The 22,579-nt window shown below is 45.1% G+C and carries 12 protein-coding genes and 3 rRNA genes; 10 read left to right on the forward strand and 5 right to left on the reverse strand.

Features of this window, described 5'->3' with window-relative positions; translation table 11 throughout:
• Positions 1-37: 37 nt before the first annotated feature.
• From gppA to J8Z24_RS00550, 6 genes are all read left to right on the forward strand, one after another.
• On the forward strand, positions 38-1,546 hold the full coding sequence (gene gppA / locus J8Z24_RS00525; RefSeq protein ID WP_147391396.1) for a guanosine-5'-triphosphate,3'-diphosphate diphosphatase: 1,509 nt from the start codon (positions 38-40) through the stop codon (positions 1,544-1,546).
• 538 nt (positions 1,547-2,084) lie between these two features.
• Positions 2,085-3,617 (forward strand): 16S ribosomal RNA (locus J8Z24_RS00530).
• A gap of 268 nt (positions 3,618-3,885) precedes the next feature.
• A 23S ribosomal RNA gene (locus tag J8Z24_RS00535) occupies positions 3,886-6,770 on the forward strand.
• A gap of 115 nt (positions 6,771-6,885) precedes the next feature.
• Positions 6,886-6,999: ribosomal RNA gene (gene rrf / locus J8Z24_RS00540) — 5S ribosomal RNA — on the forward strand.
• Together the 16S, 23S and 5S rRNA genes form the textbook arrangement of a ribosomal RNA operon.
• A gap of 290 nt (positions 7,000-7,289) precedes the next feature.
• Positions 7,290-7,604: a hypothetical protein gene (locus J8Z24_RS00545; RefSeq protein WP_252095096.1), complete on the forward strand. Its 315-nt coding sequence runs from the start codon at positions 7,290-7,292 to the stop codon at positions 7,602-7,604.
• A gap of 660 nt (positions 7,605-8,264) precedes the next feature.
• On the forward strand, positions 8,265-11,159 hold the full coding sequence (locus tag J8Z24_RS00550; RefSeq protein ID WP_128729804.1) for a TonB-dependent receptor: 2,895 nt from the start codon (positions 8,265-8,267) through the stop codon (positions 11,157-11,159).
• 111 nt (positions 11,160-11,270) lie between these two features.
• Here the strand turns inward: J8Z24_RS00550 and J8Z24_RS00555 are convergent, their stop codons facing one another.
• Positions 11,271-12,083, reverse strand: a complete 813-nt coding sequence (locus J8Z24_RS00555) for an AraC family transcriptional regulator (RefSeq protein WP_128729803.1) — start codon at positions 12,081-12,083, stop codon at positions 11,271-11,273.
• A gap of 79 nt (positions 12,084-12,162) precedes the next feature.
• Between J8Z24_RS00555 and J8Z24_RS00560 the strand changes: the two genes are divergently transcribed.
• Complete coding sequence (locus J8Z24_RS00560; RefSeq protein WP_176032942.1) at positions 12,163-13,335, forward strand: MFS transporter; 1,173 nt, start codon at positions 12,163-12,165, stop codon at positions 13,333-13,335.
• Positions 13,336-13,369: 34 nt separating this feature from the next.
• Here the strand turns inward: J8Z24_RS00560 and J8Z24_RS00565 are convergent, their stop codons facing one another.
• A complete protein-coding gene (locus J8Z24_RS00565; RefSeq protein ID WP_252095097.1) occupies positions 13,370-14,065 on the reverse strand; it encodes an XRE family transcriptional regulator in 696 nt (231 codons plus the stop codon).
• Between the two features lie 239 nt (positions 14,066-14,304).
• Here J8Z24_RS00565 and J8Z24_RS00570 point away from each other — a divergent pair, with 239 nt between their 5' ends.
• Positions 14,305-15,717 carry a glycosyl hydrolase family 18 protein gene (locus J8Z24_RS00570; protein ID WP_252095098.1) on the forward strand — a complete coding sequence of 471 codons (1,413 nt, stop codon included), beginning with the start codon at positions 14,305-14,307 and terminating at the stop codon, positions 15,715-15,717.
• A gap of 54 nt (positions 15,718-15,771) precedes the next feature.
• Here the strand turns inward: J8Z24_RS00570 and J8Z24_RS00575 are convergent, their stop codons facing one another.
• Complete coding sequence (locus J8Z24_RS00575; protein WP_252095099.1) at positions 15,772-17,814, reverse strand: glycoside hydrolase family 97 protein; 2,043 nt, start codon at positions 17,812-17,814, stop codon at positions 15,772-15,774.
• A gap of 191 nt (positions 17,815-18,005) precedes the next feature.
• Between J8Z24_RS00575 and J8Z24_RS00580 the strand changes: the two genes are divergently transcribed.
• Positions 18,006-18,653, forward strand: coding sequence for a methylamine utilization protein (locus J8Z24_RS00580; RefSeq protein WP_252095100.1), 648 nt, complete (start codon positions 18,006-18,008; stop codon positions 18,651-18,653).
• Complete coding sequence (locus J8Z24_RS00585) at positions 18,634-19,875, forward strand: hypothetical protein (RefSeq protein WP_252095101.1); 1,242 nt, start codon at positions 18,634-18,636, stop codon at positions 19,873-19,875. The genes J8Z24_RS00580 and J8Z24_RS00585 overlap by 20 nt, the downstream gene beginning before the upstream one ends.
• 35 nt (positions 19,876-19,910) lie before the next feature.
• Here J8Z24_RS00585 and sthA read toward each other — a convergent pair whose 3' ends face one another.
• Both sthA and J8Z24_RS00595 read right to left on the reverse strand, forming a co-directional pair.
• On the reverse strand, positions 19,911-21,347 hold the full coding sequence (gene sthA / locus J8Z24_RS00590; protein ID WP_125251316.1) for a Si-specific NAD(P)(+) transhydrogenase: 1,437 nt from the start codon (positions 21,345-21,347) through the stop codon (positions 19,911-19,913).
• A 35-nt stretch (positions 21,348-21,382) separates the two neighbouring features.
• Positions 21,383-22,510, reverse strand: a complete 1,128-nt coding sequence (locus tag J8Z24_RS00595; RefSeq protein ID WP_176032937.1) for an acyl-CoA desaturase — start codon at positions 22,508-22,510, stop codon at positions 21,383-21,385.
• Positions 22,511-22,579: the final 69 nt, after the last annotated feature.

Raw genomic sequence — 22,579 nt, forward strand, 5'->3', positions numbered from 1 at the left:
TAGTAAGCGCTTAAAGCGATTTATTGAGGTTTTAAAAGTGGCAAAGACTGCTTCGAAGGAAGATATTTACGCTGTAATAGACTTAGGCTCTAACAGCTTTCATATGTTGATAGCAAAGCATATGGCGGGCGGTATCCATACGATCGGTCGTGTGAAAAGGAAAGTACGGCTGGCATCAGGGCTGAATGACCAAAATGAATTATCGTTGGAAGCAATGCAAAGAGGGTGGGAATGTCTAGCCCTATTTGCAGAGCGTTTACAGGACATCCCAACAAAAAATGTGAGTATTGTCGCGACAGCGACGCTGCGTTTAGCTGTTAACGCTAATGTTTTTATCGAAAAAGCACAGCAGATCCTTAACCATCAGGTAAATGTGATAAGCGGTGAAGCAGAAGCTAAAACTATTTATAAAGGTGTAGCTCACACTTCAGCATGCCAAGGGAAGCAGTTGGTGATTGATATCGGTGGTGCGAGCACTGAAGTTGTCATTGGCAAAGGCTTCAATGCTTTACTTTATAAAAGCTTGAATATGGGGTGTGTGACATACCTTGATAGATACTTCAGTGACGGCTTATTAAGTATAGAAAACTTTGATGCAGCAGAGCGAGCTGCAAAGCAGGTAATACAACCAATTCAAGCAGAGTATAAGCAACTAGGTTGGGAGCTGGCTATCGGCGCCTCTGGTACTGTTCAAGCGATCCAAGAGATTTTCGCTGCTATGGGCGAAAATGAACAGTTGACTCTCAGTAAACTTGAAGAAGTAAAGCTCAAAGCGATTACATGTAAAACCGTTGCGGCGCTTAGCTTGCCAGGGTTAATCGAAGAGCGTCGCTTGGTCTTTGTCTCGGGCCTGGCAATTTTGATTGCACTATTCAAATCATTGGATATTCAATCAATGGGCCTTGCCGGTGGGGCGCTTCGTGAAGGAGTGCTTTATAGTATGATCCCTGACTTTCAGGCTGTTGATATCTGCCAACGTACATTAGATGGTTTTACTCAACGTTATCATGTTGACACCGAGCAGGCGCAGCGCGTTTACGAAGTGGTATCTGAGATCATTGCTCAAGTATCGTCGAGCTGGAAGCTCGATGAGCAAGCTTGCCTTCATTTAGCAAAGGCTATCGCATTCCTTCACGAAATAGGCTTGTTGATTGACTATAAACAGTATCATAGACATAGCGGTTATATTTTGGCCAATACCTCAATGCCTGGATACAGTAAAGCGCAAAAGGATATTATTGTGGCTATAGTCAAAAATCATAGAGCCGATCTGGTTGCTAAAGATTTTGAGCAGCTAAGTTGTCATCTTGAGTATACTAAGCTGCTATGTGTCATAGTGCGCTTGGGGGTTCTACTCTCTATGCGCAGAAAAGATGATGTGCTACCCAAGGTGACAGTGCAAGCCAGTAGTAAAGAGAAAAAGTCTTTGGTTATGCAAATGCCTGATCCATGGTTATCCCTTCACCCCTTGATGCTAGCAGAGCTTGTCCAAGAAGCAGCTTACCTATCCCAATTTGGCTGGGAATTAAAAATAGAGCGCGTTTAGCGCTCTTTTTGTATGTGAAACATACAAAAACAACAGTGATAGAGTGATTTTTGTGCGAACAACGTATTTTTTGCAATTTTCTTCAAAAAAAGGGTTGCACTTAAATCGGATCTCCCTATAATGCGCATCCACCGACACGGGGAGCAGCGCTGAAAAGCAACGAGCCAACGAGTCGGGAGTCAAATAAAACTTGAGTTTGAATACTTCGAAAGAAAATCAAAATTAAGTGTTGACAACAAATGGGAAATGCTTAGAATGCACAACCCTCAGCGCTAACAGCGCAGCGATGATGAGTCATCGCACCGGGTAACCGGAACTGTTCTTTAACAATATGAAGCAATCATCTGTGTGGGCACTCGTACAGATTGAGTTCTAACAGCAGAGTCTAGTTCGCTAGATGACGCAAACAAATTTAGAGTCTCAATTGAACTGAGTGACCAACAGAATAAACATAGTTTATTCAGCACAGTCAATTCGATACCGAAAGGTATCAAAATCAGAATTCAATGAGCATGAAACTTAGGTTTCAAAAAACTTTTAATTGAAGAGTTTGATCATGGCTCAGATTGAACGCTGGCGGCAGGCCTAACACATGCAAGTCGAGCGGTAACATTTCTAGCTTGCTAGAAGATGACGAGCGGCGGACGGGTGAGTAATGCTTGGGAACATGCCTTGAGGTGGGGGACAACCATTGGAAACGATGGCTAATACCGCATAATGTCTACGGACCAAAGGGGGCTTCGGCTCTCGCCTTTAGATTGGCCCAAGTGGGATTAGCTAGTTGGTGAGGTAACGGCTCACCAAGGCGACGATCCCTAGCTGGTTTGAGAGGATGATCAGCCACACTGGAACTGAGACACGGTCCAGACTCCTACGGGAGGCAGCAGTGGGGAATATTGCACAATGGGCGCAAGCCTGATGCAGCCATGCCGCGTGTGTGAAGAAGGCCTTAGGGTTGTAAAGCACTTTCAGTCAGGAGGAAAGGTTAGTAGTTAATACCTGCTAGCTGTGACGTTACTGACAGAAGAAGCACCGGCTAACTCCGTGCCAGCAGCCGCGGTAATACGGAGGGTGCGAGCGTTAATCGGAATTACTGGGCGTAAAGCGTACGCAGGCGGTTTGTTAAGCGAGATGTGAAAGCCCCGGGCTTAACCTGGGAACTGCATTTCGAACTGGCAAACTAGAGTGTGATAGAGGGTGGTAGAATTTCAGGTGTAGCGGTGAAATGCGTAGAGATCTGAAGGAATACCGATGGCGAAGGCAGCCACCTGGGTCAACACTGACGCTCATGTACGAAAGCGTGGGGAGCAAACAGGATTAGATACCCTGGTAGTCCACGCCGTAAACGATGTCTACTAGGAGCTGGGGTCTTCGGACAACTTTTCCAAAGCTAACGCATTAAGTAGACCGCCTGGGGAGTACGGCCGCAAGGTTAAAACTCAAATGAATTGACGGGGGCCCGCACAAGCGGTGGAGCATGTGGTTTAATTCGATGCAACGCGAAGAACCTTACCTACACTTGACATACAGAGAACTTACCAGAGATGGTTTGGTGCCTTCGGGAGCTCTGATACAGGTGCTGCATGGCTGTCGTCAGCTCGTGTTGTGAGATGTTGGGTTAAGTCCCGCAACGAGCGCAACCCCTATCCTTAGTTGCCAGCGATTTGGTCGGGAACTCTAAGGAGACTGCCGGTGATAAACCGGAGGAAGGTGGGGACGACGTCAAGTCATCATGGCCCTTACGTGTAGGGCTACACACGTGCTACAATGGCAGGTACAGAGAGCAGCGAGCTAGCGATAGTGAGCGAATCCCTTAAAGCCTGTCGTAGTCCGGATTGGAGTCTGCAACTCGACTCCATGAAGTCGGAATCGCTAGTAATCGCGAATCAGAATGTCGCGGTGAATACGTTCCCGGGCCTTGTACACACCGCCCGTCACACCATGGGAGTGGGTTGCTCCAGAAGTGGATAGTCTAACCTTCGGGGGGACGTTCACCACGGAGTGATTCATGACTGGGGTGAAGTCGTAACAAGGTAGCCCTAGGGGAACCTGGGGCTGGATCACCTCCTTATACGATTTAGAACTTATTTGTTCGAAGTGTCCACACAGATGATTGTTGCTTGGCCTGATGGCTAAGTAATATTTGCTCTTTAAAAATTTGGAAAAGCTGAAAAATTAAATTCTGATAGATAACGTAAAGTTATTTATCGAGTTTTCGAAAGAAAATGCCGATTAATCATTTATTTGATTAATTAGCGTCTACTTTAGTATTCAATATTAACTTCTGGCGAAGTTAAACTGTCTTTAGCAGTACAACTTAAAACTATTTTGGGTTGTATGGTTAAGTGACTAAGCGTACACGGTGGATGCCTTGGCAGTTGGAGGCGATGAAGGACGTACTAACTTGCGATAAGCCTAGTCAAGCCAGTAAGAGGCGCTTGAGACTAGGATTTCCGAATGGGGAAACCCACCTGCTTGCAGGTATCGTTAACTGAATACATAGGTTAACGAGGCGAACGCGGAGAACTGAAACATCTAAGTACCCGTAGGAAAAGAAATCAACCGAGATTCCGAAAGTAGCGGCGAGCGAAATCGGAGCAGCCCTTAAGCTTTAGTGTAGTTAGTGGAACATGTTGGAAAGCATGACGAAACAGGGTGATAGTCCCGTACACGACAACTTATCAAAAGTGAAATCGAGTAGGTCGGAGCACGTGAAACTTTGACTGAATATGGGGGGACCATCCTCCAAGGCTAAATACTCCCAACTGACCGATAGTGAACCAGTACCGTGAGGGAAAGGCGAAAAGAACCCCTGTGAGGGGAGTGAAATAGAACCTGAAACCGTGTACGTACAAGCAGTAGGAGCCTACTTGTTGGGTGACTGCGTACCTTTTGTATAATGGGTCAGCGACTTATATTCTGTAGCGAGGTTAACCATTTAGGGGAGCCGTAGCGAAAGCGAGTCTTAACTGGGCGCTTAAGTTGCAGGGTATAGACCCGAAACCCGGTGATCTAGCCATGGGCAGGTTGAAGGTCAGGTAACACTGACTGGAGGACCGAACCCACTAACGTTGAAAAGTTAGGGGATGACCTGTGGCTAGGAGTGAAAGGCTAATCAAACCGGGAGATAGCTGGTTCTCCCCGAAATCTATTTAGGTAGAGCCTCGGACGAATACTTACGGGGGTAGAGCACTGTTAAGGCTAGGGGGTCATCCCGACTTACCAACCCTTTGCAAACTCCGAATACCGTAAAGTACTATCCGGGAGACACACGGCGGGTGCTAACGTCCGTCGTGGAGAGGGAAACAACCCAGACCGTCAGCTAAGGTCCCAAAGTGTATGTTAAGTGGGAAACGATGTGGGAAGGCTAAAACAGCTAGGAGGTTGGCTTAGAAGCAGCCACCCTTTAAAGAAAGCGTAATAGCTCACTAGTCGAGTCGGCCTGCGCGGAAGATGTAACGGGGCTAAACATACCACCGAAGCTACGGCTGCGTACGTAAGTATGCGGGGTAGGGGAGCGTTCTGTAAGTGGCTGAAGGTGTGCCGGGAGGCATGCTGGACATATCAGAAGTGCGAATGCTGACATGAGTAACGATAATGCGGGTGAAAAACCCGCACGCCGGAAGACCAAGGGTTCCTATCCCATGTTAATCAGGGTAGGGTGAGTCGACCCCTAAGGCGAGGCTGAAGAGCGTAGTCGATGGGAAACGGGTTAATATTCCCGTACTTGGTATGAATGCGATGGGGGGACGGAGCAGGCTAGGCAAGCATGGCGTTGGTTGTCCATGTGAAAGGCTGTAGGCTGGCGACTTAGGAAAATCCGGGTTGCTAAGGCTGAGAGTCGAGACGAGCCACTAAGGTGGTGAAGTTGTTGATGCCCTACTTCCAGGAAAAGCCTCTAAGCTTCAGTTCATACTGAATCGTACCCTAAACCGACACAGGTGGTCAGGTAGAGAATACTAAGGCGCTTGAGAGAACTCGGGTGAAGGAACTAGGCAAAATTGTACCGTAACTTCGGGAGAAGGTACGCTCTTACTTGTGAAGACTTCGCGTCGTAAGCAGGCGAGAGCCGCAGTGACCAGGTGGCTGGGACTGTTTATTAAAAACACAGCACTGTGCAAAATCGTAAGATGACGTATACGGTGTGACACCTGCCCGGTGCCGGAAGGTTAATTGATGGGGTTAGCTTAGGCGAAGCTCTTGATCGAAGCCCCGGTAAACGGCGGCCGTAACTATAACGGTCCTAAGGTAGCGAAATTCCTTGTCGGGTAAGTTCCGACCTGCACGAATGGTGTAACCATGGCCACGCTGTCTCCACCCGAGACTCAGTGAAATTGAAATCGCAGTGAAGATGCTGTGTACCCGCGGCTAGACGGAAAGACCCCGTGAACCTTTACTACAGCTTGGCACTGAACATTGACCCTACATGTGTAGGATAGGTGGGAGGCTTTGAAGCGCAGACGCTAGTTTGTGTGGAGCCGACCTTGAAATACCACCCTTGTAGTGTTGATGTTCTAACTTAGGCCCCTGAATCGGGGTTGAGGACAGTGCCTGGTGGGTAGTTTGACTGGGGCGGTCTCCTCCCAAAGAGTAACGGAGGAGCACGAAGGTTTGCTAAGTACGGTCGGACATCGTACGGTTAGTGTAATGGTAGAAGCAAGCTTAACTGCGAGACAGACACGTCGAGCAGGTACGAAAGTAGGTCATAGTGATCCGGTGGTTCTGAATGGAAGGGCCATCGCTCAACGGATAAAAGGTACTCCGGGGATAACAGGCTGATACCGCCCAAGAGTTCATATCGACGGCGGTGTTTGGCACCTCGATGTCGGCTCATCACATCCTGGGGCTGAAGTCGGTCCCAAGGGTATGGCTGTTCGCCATTTAAAGTGGTACGCGAGCTGGGTTTAGAACGTCGTGAGACAGTTCGGTCCCTATCTGCCGTGGGCGTTTGAGAATTGAGAGGGGCTGCTCCTAGTACGAGAGGACCGGAGTGGACGAACCGCTGGTGTTCGGGTTGTGATGCCAATTGCATTGCCCGGTAGCTACGTTCGGAATCGATAACCGCTGAAAGCATCTAAGCGGGAAGCGAGCCTCGAGATGAGTTCTCACTTTGACTTAGAGTCAACTGAAGGGCCGTTGAAGACTACAACGTTGATAGGCGAGATGTGGAAGTGCTGTGAGGCATTAAGCTAACTCGTACTAATTACCCGTGAGGCTTAACCATACAACGCCAAAGTGGTTTAGCGACAGAAGTTAATAGACTAAAGTAGACAAAAGAATTTAATAAGCTTTTTCCAGATTTATATTAATGAAGGATACTTCATTAATGAACAGAATTTCCTGGTGACTATAGCGTTTTGGAACCACCTGACCCCATGCCGAACTCAGAAGTGAAACAAAACAGCGTCGATGATAGTGTGGGCTTCCCATGTGAAAGTAGAACATCGTCAGGGCCTTATTAGAGAAACCCGTTGCAGCAATGCGACGGGTTTTTTGCATTTGTAGTAAAGTACTTCCATGTAGTATTTCCCCTTCGCGTATCCATGCGCTCACTTCCTCGAACTGGAAGCGTTGCTTCGGTTTCTTGTGACCCAAACTCAGAAGTGAAACAAAACAGCTCGAAGGCGAGCCCGCGAAGGGTCGGTCCCGGTCAATGATAGTGTGGGCTTCCCATGTGAAAGTAGAACATCCTACTTCGTAGCGAGCCAGGGCCTTATAAAAGGCCGATTAACCGCATTCATCCATGAATCTAATCGAAATTAGTGCATCCATGTACGTCAAACCTGTTGCAGCAATGCGACGTGTTTTTTGCTATGTGGGATTTGAAAAGAAACCCTTTGCAGCAATGCAGCGGGTTTTTTGCTATATGGGATTTGAAAAGAAAACCTCGCAAGATAATCAACACCTCGAAAAGCAATCAATACATTACAAAACAATCAACACCTCGCGAGGTAAACTCGCTCCCACCACAATATCAACAAAGTGCAGCACTGGTTTTACCCGCCGGAAAGAAACCCTTTGCAGCAATACAGCGGGTTTTTTGCTATGTGGGATTTGAAAATAAAACCTCACAAGATAATCAACACATCGCGAGGTAAACTCGCTCCCACCACAGCACCAACAAGGTACTGCACTGGTAGGAGGCGGTCCCGCCGAGCTGTTGGCTCTATTAAACAAAAAGAACAAAAATATCCTACATGCGCTCATCTCAATGAGCTGAGGGCTTCGTAGTTTTTAAGCTCGAACATTGCTGTAATACCAATTAGCCTTAATATTTGTTCAATTTGGAGGAATAAATCAGACGTTAACTGCGTTAAAGAGCTCTTATTTAGAAAATCTAAACAAGAGATTTTCTCGCTTCAAATTAGCAAATTAATTATCATAATTGATATAACCAGCTTCGTAGCGGTTCAAAGCGAGTTGATCGGGAAATGGAGTAGCTATTTGATTAATAGGCTCAAATAAGCAAGAATAATCAGACTGAAAGCTCTAAGTTGATTACAGTTCCTAACCCTTTTTTGATAAAGAATGTTATTAATAAATTTCAATTTGTTGCATTTTTCATCTCTCTTTCTGATGTTATAAATCTGTTGTTGTTTTATTAAAAATAAAAAAATTCATATTTTTTATAAAAAATCTTGATCTTTTCCTCGTAAAGAAATAGTTTATGTTGTTGCTTTATCGGGAACGAAGTATATAAAAAAGAATAAGGTCATAAATGAATATAACAAACCTAATAACAAAACGAACTCCTGTGTTTTTTGCCGTAAGTTGTGCCATTGCGTCAACCTCAATGAATGTGCTTGCAGAACAAAGCTCCGGAGTTGATGAAGTAGAAAAAATCCAAGTAACAGGTTCTCGCATTTTAAGAGAGGGTGCGATCGCCCCAGCCCCAGTGACAGTTATCAGTGGAGAGGCATTGTTAGCCAGCGGTGTAACAAGCATCGGTGAAGCATTAAATGATATGCCAGCGTTAGCAAACACCTACTCTCTTGCGAATGCTGGAAGAAGTATTGGTACCGCAGGTCTGAGTTTACTTGACCTACGAGGTATGGGTACTGCAAGAACATTGGTGTTGGTTGATGGTAAGCGCCATGTGTCAAGTAGTCCGGGTTCTGCATCTGTTGATGTTAATAATATTCCTTCAAACTGGATCGAGCGTGTTGAAATTATCACGGGTGGTGCGTCAGCTGTATACGGTGCTGATGCGGTAACAGGTGTAGTTAACTTCATTTTGAAAAAAGACATTCAAGGTTTTGACTTAAGTGTGTCTAAAGGTACTGCTGCGGAAGGGCCGTATGAAAATGAAAAGTTCAGCCTTTCTTACGGCCTAGACTTTGATGGCGGTAAGGGTAATGTCGGTATTTCCGTATCTCATGTGAGCCAAGATGGTATGAATGCTACCGACCGCGCTCAAACTAATAGGCTGATTAGCTCAATCACTAACCCAAATGATGGTGACATCGCCGGCGAAGATGGTAACTATATTCATGATGGGATAGCTGATAGGTTAACAATCACTAATGCCGGTTATTATGATGACTCTGTAAACGGTAACTTTTATCAGCAGGAAAATGGCGAGTTAGTTTGGTATACCTTTAACCCAGACGGCAGTGTTAGACCACAAAAACTAGGTACAACCTATGAAAATGACTGGGCAATTTGTTCTGGCGACTGTGACATCCTTGACCTAACCCGTTATCGAGAATTACAGCCAACGTTTGAAAATACAAACGTAAATATCAAAGCTAACTACGATATTACATCAGATTTGAATGTTTACGCCTCTGCAAAGTACACAAAATCAGAAGCAGATTCTATTGGTCAGCCGTCGTATTTTGAATATGGTGATAGCCGTGGGACGGGTGCATTTGTGATCAAAAGAGATAATGCTTATATGCATGAGTCTTTGGCACAGCTGATGGATAGAAATGGCGTCGATGAATTTAATATGCACCGTTTCATGGAAGATGCAGGCCGTCGCTATGAATTGAATGAGCGTGAGACAACAAGCTTTGTTGCAGGGCTGAGCGGAGTTGTAGCTGAGGACTGGGATTTTGAAGCGTCAGCTGTGTATGGTAAGACAGAGATCACGCAGACCAATGCAGGTAATACGATTAAAGCACGTATTAAGCAGTCAGCTGATGCTATTCGATTAGACAATGGTGATATTGTTTGTCGTGATGAGCAAGCTCGTGCTGCAGGGTGTGTGCCAACAAGTATGTTTGGCTATGGCGCAGTAAGTGATGAAGCCGCAGCTTGGTTCAATACAACAAGTGTCAGTAAGTCTGAGATTAAGCAAACAGTATTGAATGCCAATATCAGTAATAGCGGACTATTTGAATTACCAGCAGGTTATGTGGGCGTATCATTTGGTCTTGAGTATCGAAAAGAAGAAAGTGATTCCTTACCTGATGCCTTTGCTGCAACGGGTGCAACATTCTTGAATGCAATCCAAGAAGAGCATGGAGACTTCAGTGTAAGAGAAGCCTTTTCTGAAATTTCTGTCCCATTACTTGCCGATATGATGTTAGTGCAGGATTTATCATTAGATGTTGCAGTACGTTATGCTGATTATTCAACTATCGGAGATACCGTAAGCTGGAAAACGGGTTTAAACTGGACGGTAACAGATGAGTTACGAGTTCGAACCACTAAGTCTAGAGCGATGCGGGCACCAAATATTTCGGAACTATACGGGCCTCAAAGTGAGAACTTTTTTAGAAGTATCACTGACCCCTGTAAGCGTGGTGAAGTTCAAGATGCGAACCGCAGAGCGAACTGTGATGCACTTGGTATCCCAGAAGATTTTGACGCGGTAGCGACCAGCTCTTCTATACCGGGCGTACTTGGTGGCAACCCAGACCTTAAAGAAGAAGAATCTGATAGCCTTACATTTGGTGTAGTATATACACCAGAAGCAATATCGGGTCTTTCTATAACGCTTGACTACTGGGAAATTGAGATTGAAGATGCAATTAATAATATCTCAGGCCAGGACATTCTTGATAAATGTGTTGATTCGTTAAGTGGTATTGATAACCAGTTCTGTGCGTTGGTGACACGAGATGCGGACGGAGAGTTGACCGGTATTCGTTCAATTACGCAAAACGTTGCTAAACAGAACGCAGAAGGGATAGATTTTGAGATTGGCTATGACTTTGATTTATTCGAAGGTCGTATGACTTCCAGCCTAATAGGAACCTATCTTAAGAGTCGTGAAGAATTTCCTTTCCAGTCTGACTTATCAGACTCTGAAGAGTATGCTGGGACAACAGGTGAAGCAGAGTGGCAAGCTATGGTATCACTTGGCTATAAGGTCAATAACTGGCACTTTAGCTCGAAAACGCGTTACTTAGATGAAGTTAGCCTATATACCGATAAGTCTCTAAATAAAAACCCAGATCCTAGTAACATTATGAGCTATGGCAGCTACTTTATTACAGATATACGTGGTGGCTATCGTTTCGACAATGGCATTACGTTGGAACTTGGCGTTGATAACGTGTTTGATAGAGATCTACCAGGCTACACTACAGGCACAGGTGCAAGTAGTGCAAGTTATGACAATATCGGGCGGATGTATTACGGTGCCTTTACTTATCAATTTTAGATGTAAATCTTAGAGTGTTAAGAATAGCTCTAGAGTGACAACTTTGAAGGGTATGCAGTTGCATACCCTTTTGCTTTAACTCAACTAATAAAAAATTAAGAGGCTACTCGCTCACTTTTTTAGATATTGCCCTGGTGGTTTTCCAAATACCTTTTTAAACGCACTGCTAAATGCCGCGGTTGAGTCAAAACCTAAATACTGTGCTGCTTGTTGCTGAGAATATCCGCCTTTTAACAATTCGATTGCTTTGATTGCCCTTAATTTTTGGCGCCAGTCACTAAAGCCCATCATAAAACACTTGTGGAATAAACGGTTTAGTGTACGAGTGGATGCGCCCACTTGACCACTCCATTCCTCCAAACTTACTTTACATCCTGGGTTAGTATGCAGCTCGGTTACAATGGGTAAGATTCGAGCATCTTGTGCGCTTGGAATAAAAAAGTGGCAAGTTGCAGCTGATGTTAGCCTATCAATAAAGACCGTTATAAATCGCTCTGTTTTTTCATCTAGGTGGTAATCTTCCTGCCAAGTACAGATCTCCAAAATAAATTGTTTTAGTAGTTCATCGACAACAATCAACTTGGCTTTATTTCCCAGTAACTCAGTATATTTAGTATCAATATACACACTACGAAAGTCTCCACCGTAGCGACAATATGTCTCATGTGGCAGGCCTGGGGGGAGCCATAAAGCTTGGTCAGGAGGGATCACAAATGTGCCCTCTGGGGTCACAATAGTGATCACGCCATTACTGGTATATGCAAGCTGGCCCCAATCATGTTGATGTTGCTGGACATGTTCCCACTCTGCTTTTTTTACTGCCCTAGGAAGAATTGGTCGACCAAGTGCAGGTTTTAAAAAGCGCTTCGACTTTGGCTGAATACGCCAAGGAGAGGTTGTCTGTTTTGATAAAGAACTTGGCATAATTGTGTATATCAGAAATTAACATGTGGCCATATTATAGCCATAACTTTTAATAGTTGTGCTTTATGTGGAGATAATCATGAAGAATACTTCTCAAGGATGGCAAAGTCCTTTTAATTTCTTAGTGCTCGCAACCGTTGTTATGGCCGTTACGTTCGCAGGTTGGATGGCTATGCTCAATAACTTTGCGATTGAAGCGGCAAATTTCAATGGTGCTAATATGGGAATGTTGCAATCGCTGCGTGAGATCCCTGGGTTTTTGGCGTTTACAGCGGTATTTGTTTTATTGGTGTTAAAGGAACAAACCTTCGCACTGATCAGCTTGTGTTTGTTGTCGCTTGGCGTCGCCATTACGGGGTGGTTACCTACTATATACGGTTTGTATGCGACCACAGTATTAATGTCGATAGGTTTTCACTATTTCGAGACGCTGAATCAATCGCTCAGTTTACAATGGTTTAATAAAGATGAGGCACCGGCAAAACTGGGTATCTTGCTCTCGATTAAATCCATCGCCTCTTTAATCACCTACGCGATAATATGGCTGGGTTTTAGCTACTTCTCTGCGGACTATCAGTGGATGTATCTACTAATTGGCGGTGTTGGTTTTATTATTGCGTTACTTATGTTTATTGGCTTTCCGACGTTTGAAATACACACCAGGCAACATAAGAAGCTGATTTTAAGAAAAGAGTATAGCCTTTATTATGCGTTGATTTTCTTTTCTGGTGCGAGGCGGCAAATCTTTATGGTATTTGCGGGTTTCTTAATGGTGGAAAAGTTTGGTTTTGATGTTGCACAGATCACAGCACTGTATATGCTAAATCATTTGGTAAACATATTTATTGCACCTAAGATTGGGCAGATGATTGGTCATATAGGTGAGCGTAAAACCCTGACAATAGAATATATTGGGCTGATTGCGGTGTTTATTGGGTACGCATTAGTAGAGTCAGCAAGCTTTGCAGCAGCACTTTATGTGATTGATCATTTATTTTTTGCGATGGCGATTGCACTTAAAACTTATTTCCAAAAAATTGCTCGACCAGAAGATATCGCGGCAACGGCTGGTGTTAGCTTTACCATTAACCATATTGCTGCGGTGGTGATCCCTGCAAGTTTTGGGGTGGTATGGCTGTACGATCAATCCTTGGTATTTTACTTTGGGGCTGCACTGGCTGTATGTTCGTTAGTGCTAAGTCAGTTTGTGAATACACACAAGGGACAGGAAACGCTGGCTAAGTCAGTGTGATGTTGGTGCATCACACTGTAAAGTAGGGTGTGGCTTATATACTGCGACCACACCAAACAACACGTCCTGCAATGCCGTGACTATCGGCATTGTCAGCGGTGATCTCCCAGCTCGGGTAGTCAGGGTTGTCACTGATCACCTGGATTCGGTTCTGTCTCTGTTGCACGCGTTTTGCCATTAGGCCGTCTTGCGTTTGCACGATATAAACGGCATCTTTACTAGACTGATGTTGTGATAAATCCACAAGTACCATATCGCCGTCTAATAATGTAGGCTGCATACTGTCACCACGAATAGACACAAAAGCGAGTTTATCTGAGTACACGCCTAAATGAGAGTTTAGCCAGCGGCGATTAAGTGCAAATTGCTCTGTTACTTCCTCATTACCAATCACACTCCCCATCCCTGCACTGGCCTCAATGTCGAGTTTTGGAATGAGTGTAAGTTCATCTTGGAGCTGGCTTTGTGGCTTATCGAGAGGCTGCTCTCCTGTCAGTAGCCAATTTAAGTCAACCGCAAAGAGATTATAAAGATGTTCAAGATAAATCATAGATGGGCGGCTCAAGCCGCGACAAATACGGTAAATATGGGAAGGAGATTTACCTGTTAGTTGGGCAAATTGACGTTTATTGCCGCCTGCAAACTGCTCCACTAAAGTTACAAATCGTCTCGAAAATGCCGTACTCATTTCAGTGTTATTCTCTTTATCAGCGCCTAAACTTGCAAGCATACTGAGCTCTGTCTTATCTGTACAGCCTACGAGCATCAATTGCACATTTTATAAACGTGCTCCACTGCAAATACACGAATGGAATAGAAAGTAAGACGCTTTATCACTGTATTAGACTAAGGTCGTAGCACCGCATGTTGTACGAAATTTATCCATGCTGATAGGCTAGAATCGCAAGTTAACATTTATTTAAACTCGGCATGGCTTGCTTTAGCCGACATACAACATGGAAAAAGGTAATGAAATATACAAATCTATTGATAGCACTTCCGCTCTTAGGTGCGATGGAAGTTGCATTAGCTGTGGACTGTAGCAACTTAACGCAATGGCAATCACAGCAGGTCTATACCGGTGGAGATGCTGTCACTTATCAGTCTTCCAAATACACAGCTAAATGGTGGACACAAAACCAAAATCCAGCACAGCATTCTGAAACTTACGGAGTCTGGCAAGCAAACGGACGCTGCGATGCGACTACGCCACTTCCCATTGTGTCGGTTACTTCTCCGAGCAGCAATGCACGCGTTGTTGCTGGTTCGCCCGTTAGTCTTGCTGCAACAGTAAGCCATCCGCAAAATACTACCATTGATAATGTTGAGTTTTATCTTGATGGTACGCTTGTGGCGTCTGATAGCACTCCACCCTATGAGGCTATGTGGCAAGCGCAGGGGCTTGGTGCTCGTGCGTTAACCGTCTATGCCACTGATACATCTGGGGCGAGAGGTGAGTCGAGTTCTGTGAGCTTTAGTGTAGTTTCTGATGATACACCTCCTGGCGATCCTAATTTTAAAATTGTCGGCTACTTCCCAAGTTGGCAAGGCTCCGTGAGCGACATTCAATTTGATAAGCTCACCCATATCAATTACTCATTTTTACTTCCTAATGCTGATGGCACACTAAGACCGCTCGAAAATTTAAGCAAAATGACAGCGCTGGTAAATTCAGCTCATGCCAATAATGTGAAGGTAGGGATTGCCATTGGTGGTTGGAATGGCGGCGATGATAGTGCGTTTGAGACATTTGCTAACTCGGAGCAAGGTCGAGCGCGTTTTGTCCAAGAGGTTATTGCGTTTGTTGAGCAGCACAACCTTGATGGGGTTGATATGGACTGGGAGTATCCAGATCCTGGTGCTTCTGCAAATAACTATGCGTTACTGATGAAAGCGCTAAGCGTTGAGTTGCGTGCCAGAGGTAAATTTTTAACAGCCGCAGTGGTGGCGCTTGGGTACACAGGTGGTGGCGTGTTGGAATCTGTATTCCAAGATATCGACTTTTTAAATTTGATGGCGTATGACGCGAACAATGGCGATCATGCTTCTATGCAATATGCCAAAGATTCTATTGCTTATTGGCAAGGTCGTGGTTTGAGCAAGGAAAAAACGGTATTAGGTGTACCATTTTATGCAAGACCTACTTGGAAGGCATACCGCACCTTACTGCAAGAAAACCCAGCCAATGCGTGTCGTGATAGTGATGGCAGCAGTTACTATAATGGTATCCCGACGATCCGTGCAAAAACGCAGTACGCTAAGCTCAATGCTGGCGGCATTATGAATTGGGAGCTCTCGCACGATAGCAACGGTCCTGCATCATTGCTAACGGCGAAGTGGGAAATTGCTAAAGGATTAACCCCTAGCTATCAGTGTCAGTAATACCAGCGGTAATTTAAAATGGTGGTCGCCCTGTAGAGGGTGACCACGCGTTGTTTATAGTGCTTTAAAGCGGATCGCAACCCCGCCACCGGCAGCCAGTTTTAACATCAGCTTGTCAGTACTGGTTACTTTTTTACGGTAAATGTTCATTTCATACGGATTGTGTTTCCATTCAGCTTTGTCGCCGTCTGCGTAAATTTGTGCTTCGAAGGTTTTACCTGGTTCGAGGAAGTCCAAAGTAATAGGAATGTCTCTTGCTTCTTCATCCGTCACTGCGCCTAAGAACCAGTCGTTACCGCTGTATTGTTTATGTTTACGTTCCTTTCTGGCAAAGACAACATAATCACCCACTTCTCCCGCAAGTGCGATACTGTGTTCCCAATCAGTCGGTACATCTTTTATAAATTGAAAGGCATCTGGCTTAGCGAGGTAATTTTCTGGTAAATCGGCCGCCATTTGAATTGGGCTATAAAGTACAACATAAAGCGCTAATTGCTTAGCTAGGGTGGTTTGTGGGCGGTTAGTTTTATCACCAAGGCCATTAAAGCCCATGTCAAAAATACCCGGAGTAAAGTCCATAGGGCCTGCTAACATGCGGGTAAAAGCAAGCATTGGCACATGTTCAGGTGGGTTTGGTGGCGTGCCCCATGCGTTAAACTCTTGTCCTCTGGCGCCTTCTCGAGAAATCCAGTTTGGATAGGTGCGGCGCAGCCCTGTGTCTTTGATAGGCTCATGGGTGTTAATACTGATCTTATGTTTGGCTGCCAGTTTTATGTTGTCTAGGTACTCATTTGCCATAAATTGGCCATCATGCCACTCGAATCTGGCATTGCCCTTGGCATCAATGCGTTTGATGTTGCCGCCATCTGCAACATAGCCTGTTTTTACCTGACGTACACCGGCTTTTTCGTAGAGTGCAAAGGCCTCTTCCATTTGATTTCGATAGTTACTAACATTGCCTGAAGTCTCGTGATGGCCAATTAAGCGAGCGCCGACAGTTTCGCCATGTTTGGCTATTTCGTCTATGTTGAAATCAGGGTAGGCTTTGGTAAAGCTAAAAACATCGCCGTTGAAGAACCAGTCACCATCCCAGCCAGTGTTCCAGCCTTCAACTAATACACCATCAAAGCCATTATCGGCTGCAAAGGTTAGGTATGCTTTAGTGCGCTCAGTCGTTGCACCATGCTTTTCTCCACTTCCCCAAGTGTTTTTATTTATGTGCATTTCCCACCAAATACCGATGTATTTACCCGGTTCAACCCAAGAAACATCGCCTAGTTTGTTTGGCTCATTGAGGTTTAAAATCAAGTGGGAGTTGAGCAAATCTTTAGCCTCATCTCCTATTTGAAGCGTGCGCCAAGGTGTGTTGAACTTGCCATTGGTCTTAACTGCAATCCCATCTGACCAAGGAGTTAAATCAGCTATAAATGTGCCGGGACGGCGTTGATTTAATGTCATACCCGCATAATCTATAAGGGCGGCTTCGTGTACACTGATATGCACACCATCTTGGTTCTTTAAGGTAAATGGGGTGTGCACATGAGCAGCATCGTGCAGAGGTGTGGTGTTGTATACATATTCATAGCGATTCCATCCACGCGCTGGGATCCACCATGCGGTAATCTTATCGCTGCTAGCAAAGGTAAATTCGGTGAGCTCTTTGGTAATATAAAGGGCTTGGTTTTGAGCAACCTCATAGCGAAAGCCGACACCATCATCAAACACCTTGACGCGTACAGTATATTGCGGTGATTGGTCGGTCTGTTTGGCAAATGTGACCGCCAGCTCATTATGCTGGTCTTGGATCACGCGAGCCTCACCCCAAGGCTGCTCCCAGCTACTATCGACACTGCTACGGTGATGCGTGGTGATAGTCAACCCATCACGCATAGATGCCGCCTTCGCAAAGTCAAAACCAAGTTTAGAGGGAGCAATAATGGTTTTGTTGTTAAAGCTTATTTGGTAGGTAGGTTGGCGCTTATCGTCATTTAAAGTAAAAGTAATATTGCCATCGGGCGAGCTGACTGCTAATGATGTGGCGAAGCTTGTGCTGGTAAAAAAGCTTAAGCCAATGAGTGAAACTGATAGGGGGCGCATAGCGTTTCCTTTTTGTTGTCGACACGTCTATTCGTGTTCTTTTGCGTATAAGCTAAGCTTACTGTTGTATGCTAAAGTTCACGTAAAAGCTGCATACGTATTCATCCTGTAAATGCGATGAATGTAATATTTAATCCGCTCGGTCTACTGAAGATAAGCACAAAATAAAATAAGGATAGGACAAACCGCTTATGCAAAACCTAACTTTGCTGCGATGTCTTGCCATCGCACTAGTCGCATTACAATCAAGCGCTGTTGATGCGCTGGAAATACAAGTGTTAGACAATGATAAGCAGCCGCTAGCGAATGCAGCCGTATGGCTTGAAGGTGAAGGCGTCGCGCACTTGGCACCGGAAAATGGTTTCAAGATGGAGCAAAAGGATAAGTCATTTGTGCCGCATATTCTAATGGTACCAACAGGGGCTCAGGTCTCGTTTCCTAATTTAGATTCTATTTTGCATCATGTGTACTCTTTCTCACCAGCCAAGCCCTTTGAGCTGAAGCTCTATCGTGACGACCCAAAAAAGGTACTTTTTGATAAGGCAGGGATTGTCGAACTTGGCTGTAATATTCATGACTGGATGTTAGGGTATATCGTGGTTGTAGACAGTCCTTTATTTGCCGTAACTGATAGCAATGGTTATGTCACTCTGGATCTAGATGTGGTGCAAGCAGGCGCGTTACAGCTACATGTGTGGCACGAACGGTTTGAAAACCTAGAGCAAGTTGAGCAGCACCAGCTCTCTGGCTTGAGTAACACCAGTTCAATAACGTATCAATTAAAACAAACGTTGATTGCTCCACTGCAGGACTTTTCTGATGGCTTCGATGATTACTAAATTAAGCCCTATGTTAGCATTATTTGTCATTGGGCAAACTAATGCAGTCGAAGTGTCTGGACATGGCCAGTTACAGGCTACCTGGCAGCACGATGACAACCGTAAAGCTTGGTATCAACCAGGTTGGGGGGTAACTCGCTTTGGTCAAGCCGAGTCAGATTTGGCGTTGAGTCGCGGGGTAGTGGATTGGCGTGTTGATTTTGACAGTGCTTGGTCTTTACATGGCGTAATGCAATACGTACCAGATCCAGATGATAAGCTCGGATTTACCGAGTTATATTTACAGTATCGCACCCTTCCCAAAAATGGTCGCCGGTTGATAGTGCGTACCGGTGGTTTCTATCCCAGTTTTTCCATTGAAAACCCAGATATTGGTTGGTCATCTCCTTACCATTACCAGTATTCAGCAATTAATGCTTGGATTGGGGAAGAGGTGCGTGTATTTGGTTCAGAAGTAGCCGTGGAGCAGCCATCAACTCGTCGCAGCAGAGGTAAGGGGTATAAAGGGGTTGCTGGGATCTTTAAGGGCAATGATCCCGCAGGTACTTTGTTAGCATGGCGAGGGTTTACAGTTCATGATAGGCAGTCGGTATTTAATGAAAGTATACCCTTTGCCGCCGTTGAGTCGTTAAATACGCCGCAGTTACAGCATCAAGCGCAATATGTTGAGCCTTTCACAGAAATAGATGGTCGTTTTGGATACTACTTTGGGTATCATCATGACTTCTCGACTCGTAGCGCGGTCAATGTGTATTGGTACGATAATAATGGTGATCCGAGCAAAATTAATTATCGCACAGGCCAATATGCGTGGGATACCAAGTTTATAAGCGCTGCTTGGCGCTATAAGTTATCAACACAAACACAGCTGCTGTTCCAAGGAATGGCTGGCAATACTGCGATGGGGACTAATCGCGGTGTCGATAATGACTTCAATAGTTGGTTTCTGTTACTGACTCATAAGCGTAACGCGTGGCGCTTTAGTGTGCGAGCAGAGCAATTTAAGGTTATCGATAAAGATGACTGGCAGTTCGATCCAAACCAAAGTCATGGCCATGGTTTCACTATAACTGCAAAATATCAGTTGCATTCAAATTGGATAGTAGGAGCTGAATGGCTAGGGCTCACTACTACCGTTGCGAATCGAGAAGCCTTTAATGGTAAACCCAAACAAACAGATAGTGTCTGGCGGCTTAGCGCTGAGTATCGTTTTAGCTTATAAAAAGCGTGATGTGCTACACGTCACGCTTGTTTTAACTAATCTAGCAGGCGGTTGATCCCATTTAGCGCCGCAACACGATAGGCTTCCGCCATGGTTGGGTAGTTAAATGTGGTGTTGATAAAATACTCTATGTTATTGCCTGCACCCTTTTGTTCCATAATCGCTTGGCCGATATGAATAATTTCAGAAGCGCGCTCACCAAAGCAGTGGATGCCGAGTATTTCTTTGCTCTCAGCATGGAATAAAATTTTTAAACTACCCACTTCAGTGCCTGTTATCTGGGCGCGCGCCAAGTGTTTAAATTGTGCACGACCTACTTCATAAGGAATGCGAGCAGCAGTTAGCTCTTGCTCTGTTTTACCTACTGAGCTCATTTCTGGAATAGTATATATGCCCGTTGGAATATCAGTGATCAAACGGTCATCGCACGCTCCATGCACAATCGCATTGGCAGCAATACGCCCTTGGTCAAATGCGGCACTGGCTAGGCTTGGATAACCAATTACATCACCCACTGCAAAAATATTATCGACTTCTGTTTGGTAATGCTCATTGACTTTGAGTTGTCCACGGCTATCTGCCTTCAATCCAACGCTTTCTAGGTTTAGCGTCTCAGTGTTTCCTGAGCGACCATTGGCCCATAAGATACAATCTGCCCGAACCTTTTTTCCGGATTGCAGGTGAACAATCACGCCTTTCTCATGGGTCTCTACTTTGGCAAATTCTTCGTTGTGTCGAATGACAATACCGTTATTCCAGAAGTGATAGCTTAGCGCATCTGAAATCTCTGCATCCATAAAGGCCAAAAGGCGGTCGCGGGTATTTATCAGATCTACCTTTGCCCCAAGCCCTTTAAAAATAGAGGCATATTCACAACCGATGACGCCAGCGCCATAGATCAATACGCGCTGCGGGTTGTGCTCTAAACTTAAAATAGTATCGCTGTCATACACTCTAGGGTGGGTGAAGTCTACGCCTGGTGGGCGATATGGCCGCGAACCTGTCGCGATGACAATGGTATGAGCGGTTAATAGTTCCTGTGAGCCATCTTGGTGCAGAACTTGAACCGTGTGGGCATCGATAAAGCTGGCGTCACCTTGGAATAAATGAATACGATTACGGCCATAAAAGCTTGAGCGCAGCGTGGATTGCTTGGAAATGACATCACTCGCATGGTGCAATATGTCTTGAAACGTATGGCGCTGCGGACGCTCGGTAAAACGGTATAAGGGATTGGCTTTGTATTCAATCAGGCGGCTGACGGAGTGGCGCAGTGCCTTGGAAGGAATAGTACCCCAGTGAACACAGCCGCCACCAACAGCATGTTGACGCTCGATGACAGCGACTTTTTTGCCACTTTTTGAGAGGTTCATGGCGGCGCCCTCGCCACCTGGGCCTGTGCCTATGATTATGGCGTCATATTGATAGGAATCTGGAATACTTTTTGTTTTTTCTGTGGCTTTTTTGCTCACGGCCTCACCCTTATCATTGTTGAGGCCGCTGAGTGTTATGCCGTTTTCAGAAGCCTCGAGTTCAGTGCAATCCAAGCTTGTTTTTGACTTTCCCAAGCTTGTTCTAACTCTTTATATTGTTGCATTAATGCGGAGTGTTCGCATTGTGCACGTACGGCTGCTTTCTTTGCTTCAAGTACTTGCTTTTGCACCGCACAGTAGTTTTGAAGCTTTTTCAGAAGCAAATCATACTCTTGTTGTAACAATGTAAGCTTATCTTGCGCTAAAGGCAATTTTGCGAGGCTAACTTTCGTTTTATTTAGTAGCGTTTCTGCTTTGGCTTTCTCGATACGCTCTATCGGCGTTCGTTTTAGCTTGCTGGCAAGCCCGAGCGCCGCAAAGGCACGGATCAGCCATTTAGTCGGATCGTAGTGATACCAGCGAATACCGTTACGGTAGTCACTTGCAAAAATATGGTGAAAATTGTGGTAGCCCTCACCATAAGTAAACAATGCTAAAAAGCCGTTGTCTCTTGCGGTATTTTTCTCTGTATATGGACGGCTTCCCCAGATGTGTGCCAGTGAATTGATAAAAAAGGTAAAGTGTTGACTAAGCACTAATCTCAGCACACCTGCGAGTAGCAGCATACCGATAACATTACCTAGCAATAAGCCCAGCGTGAGCGGAATACCAATATTGGTTAGTAATACCAATTTCATATAATGTTTATGCTGCCACATAACAATCCGATTGCGCTGTAAATCGCGTGCGTTGCTGTAATCACCATAGCTGTCGCCTTGATAGTCGCGTAGCATCCAACCAATATGGCTATACCAAAAGCCTCGAGTTGCGGCATAAGGGTCTTTAACGGGATCATCAACTTGGCCGTGATGAATTCGATGATCACTACTCCAGTGTAATGCGCTGTTTTGTAGCGCAAATGCACCGCCTAGCGCAAAAATAATTTGAATAACAGGGTGTGCATCGTAGGCTTTATGTGCCCACAAGCGGTGATAACCTGCTGTAATTGATAGGCCTGCGTAGAACATGCAGGCAATAAATGCTAGCCAGTGGCTGGTGGTATAACCGTATTCGAAGCCATACCAAGGAACCAAAGTAACGGCTGCCAGAAACGATAAGCTAAAAAACAGCACATTGGTCCATAAAATGGGAGGTTTTTTCATCAGTCAGTCTCAAAATCTTATTTCAGCGTACAACTGTACGCTAAAATAGTATTTCATTCTTGCTGCGTC

The organism is Pseudoalteromonas sp. SCSIO 43201, from assembly GCF_023716725.1.
Lineage (GTDB): Bacteria > Pseudomonadota > Gammaproteobacteria > Enterobacterales > Alteromonadaceae > Pseudoalteromonas > Pseudoalteromonas peptidolytica.

What these genes read in the sequence shown, in the direction of transcription:
- J8Z24_RS00545 (WP_252095096.1), top strand. Translation starts at nt 7,290, where the DNA reads ATGAATCTAATCGAAATTAGTGCATCCATGTACGTCAAACCTGTTGCA.
- J8Z24_RS00550 (WP_128729804.1), top strand. Translation starts at nt 8,265, where the DNA reads ATGAATATAACAAACCTAATAACAAAACGAACTCCTGTGTTTTTTGCC.
- J8Z24_RS00555 (WP_128729803.1), bottom strand. Translation starts at nt 12,083, where the DNA reads ATGCCAAGTTCTTTATCAAAACAGACAACCTCTCCTTGGCGTATTCAG.
- J8Z24_RS00560 (WP_176032942.1), top strand. Translation starts at nt 12,163, where the DNA reads ATGAAGAATACTTCTCAAGGATGGCAAAGTCCTTTTAATTTCTTAGTG.
- J8Z24_RS00565 (WP_252095097.1), bottom strand. Translation starts at nt 14,065, where the DNA reads ATGCTTGCAAGTTTAGGCGCTGATAAAGAGAATAACACTGAAATGAGT.
- J8Z24_RS00570 (WP_252095098.1), top strand. Translation starts at nt 14,305, where the DNA reads ATGAAATATACAAATCTATTGATAGCACTTCCGCTCTTAGGTGCGATG.
- J8Z24_RS00575 (WP_252095099.1), bottom strand. Translation starts at nt 17,814, where the DNA reads ATGCGCCCCCTATCAGTTTCACTCATTGGCTTAAGCTTTTTTACCAGC.
- J8Z24_RS00580 (WP_252095100.1), top strand. Translation starts at nt 18,006, where the DNA reads ATGCAAAACCTAACTTTGCTGCGATGTCTTGCCATCGCACTAGTCGCA.
- J8Z24_RS00585 (WP_252095101.1), top strand. Translation starts at nt 18,634, where the DNA reads ATGGCTTCGATGATTACTAAATTAAGCCCTATGTTAGCATTATTTGTC.
- J8Z24_RS00595 (WP_176032937.1), bottom strand. Translation starts at nt 22,510, where the DNA reads ATGAAAAAACCTCCCATTTTATGGACCAATGTGCTGTTTTTTAGCTTA.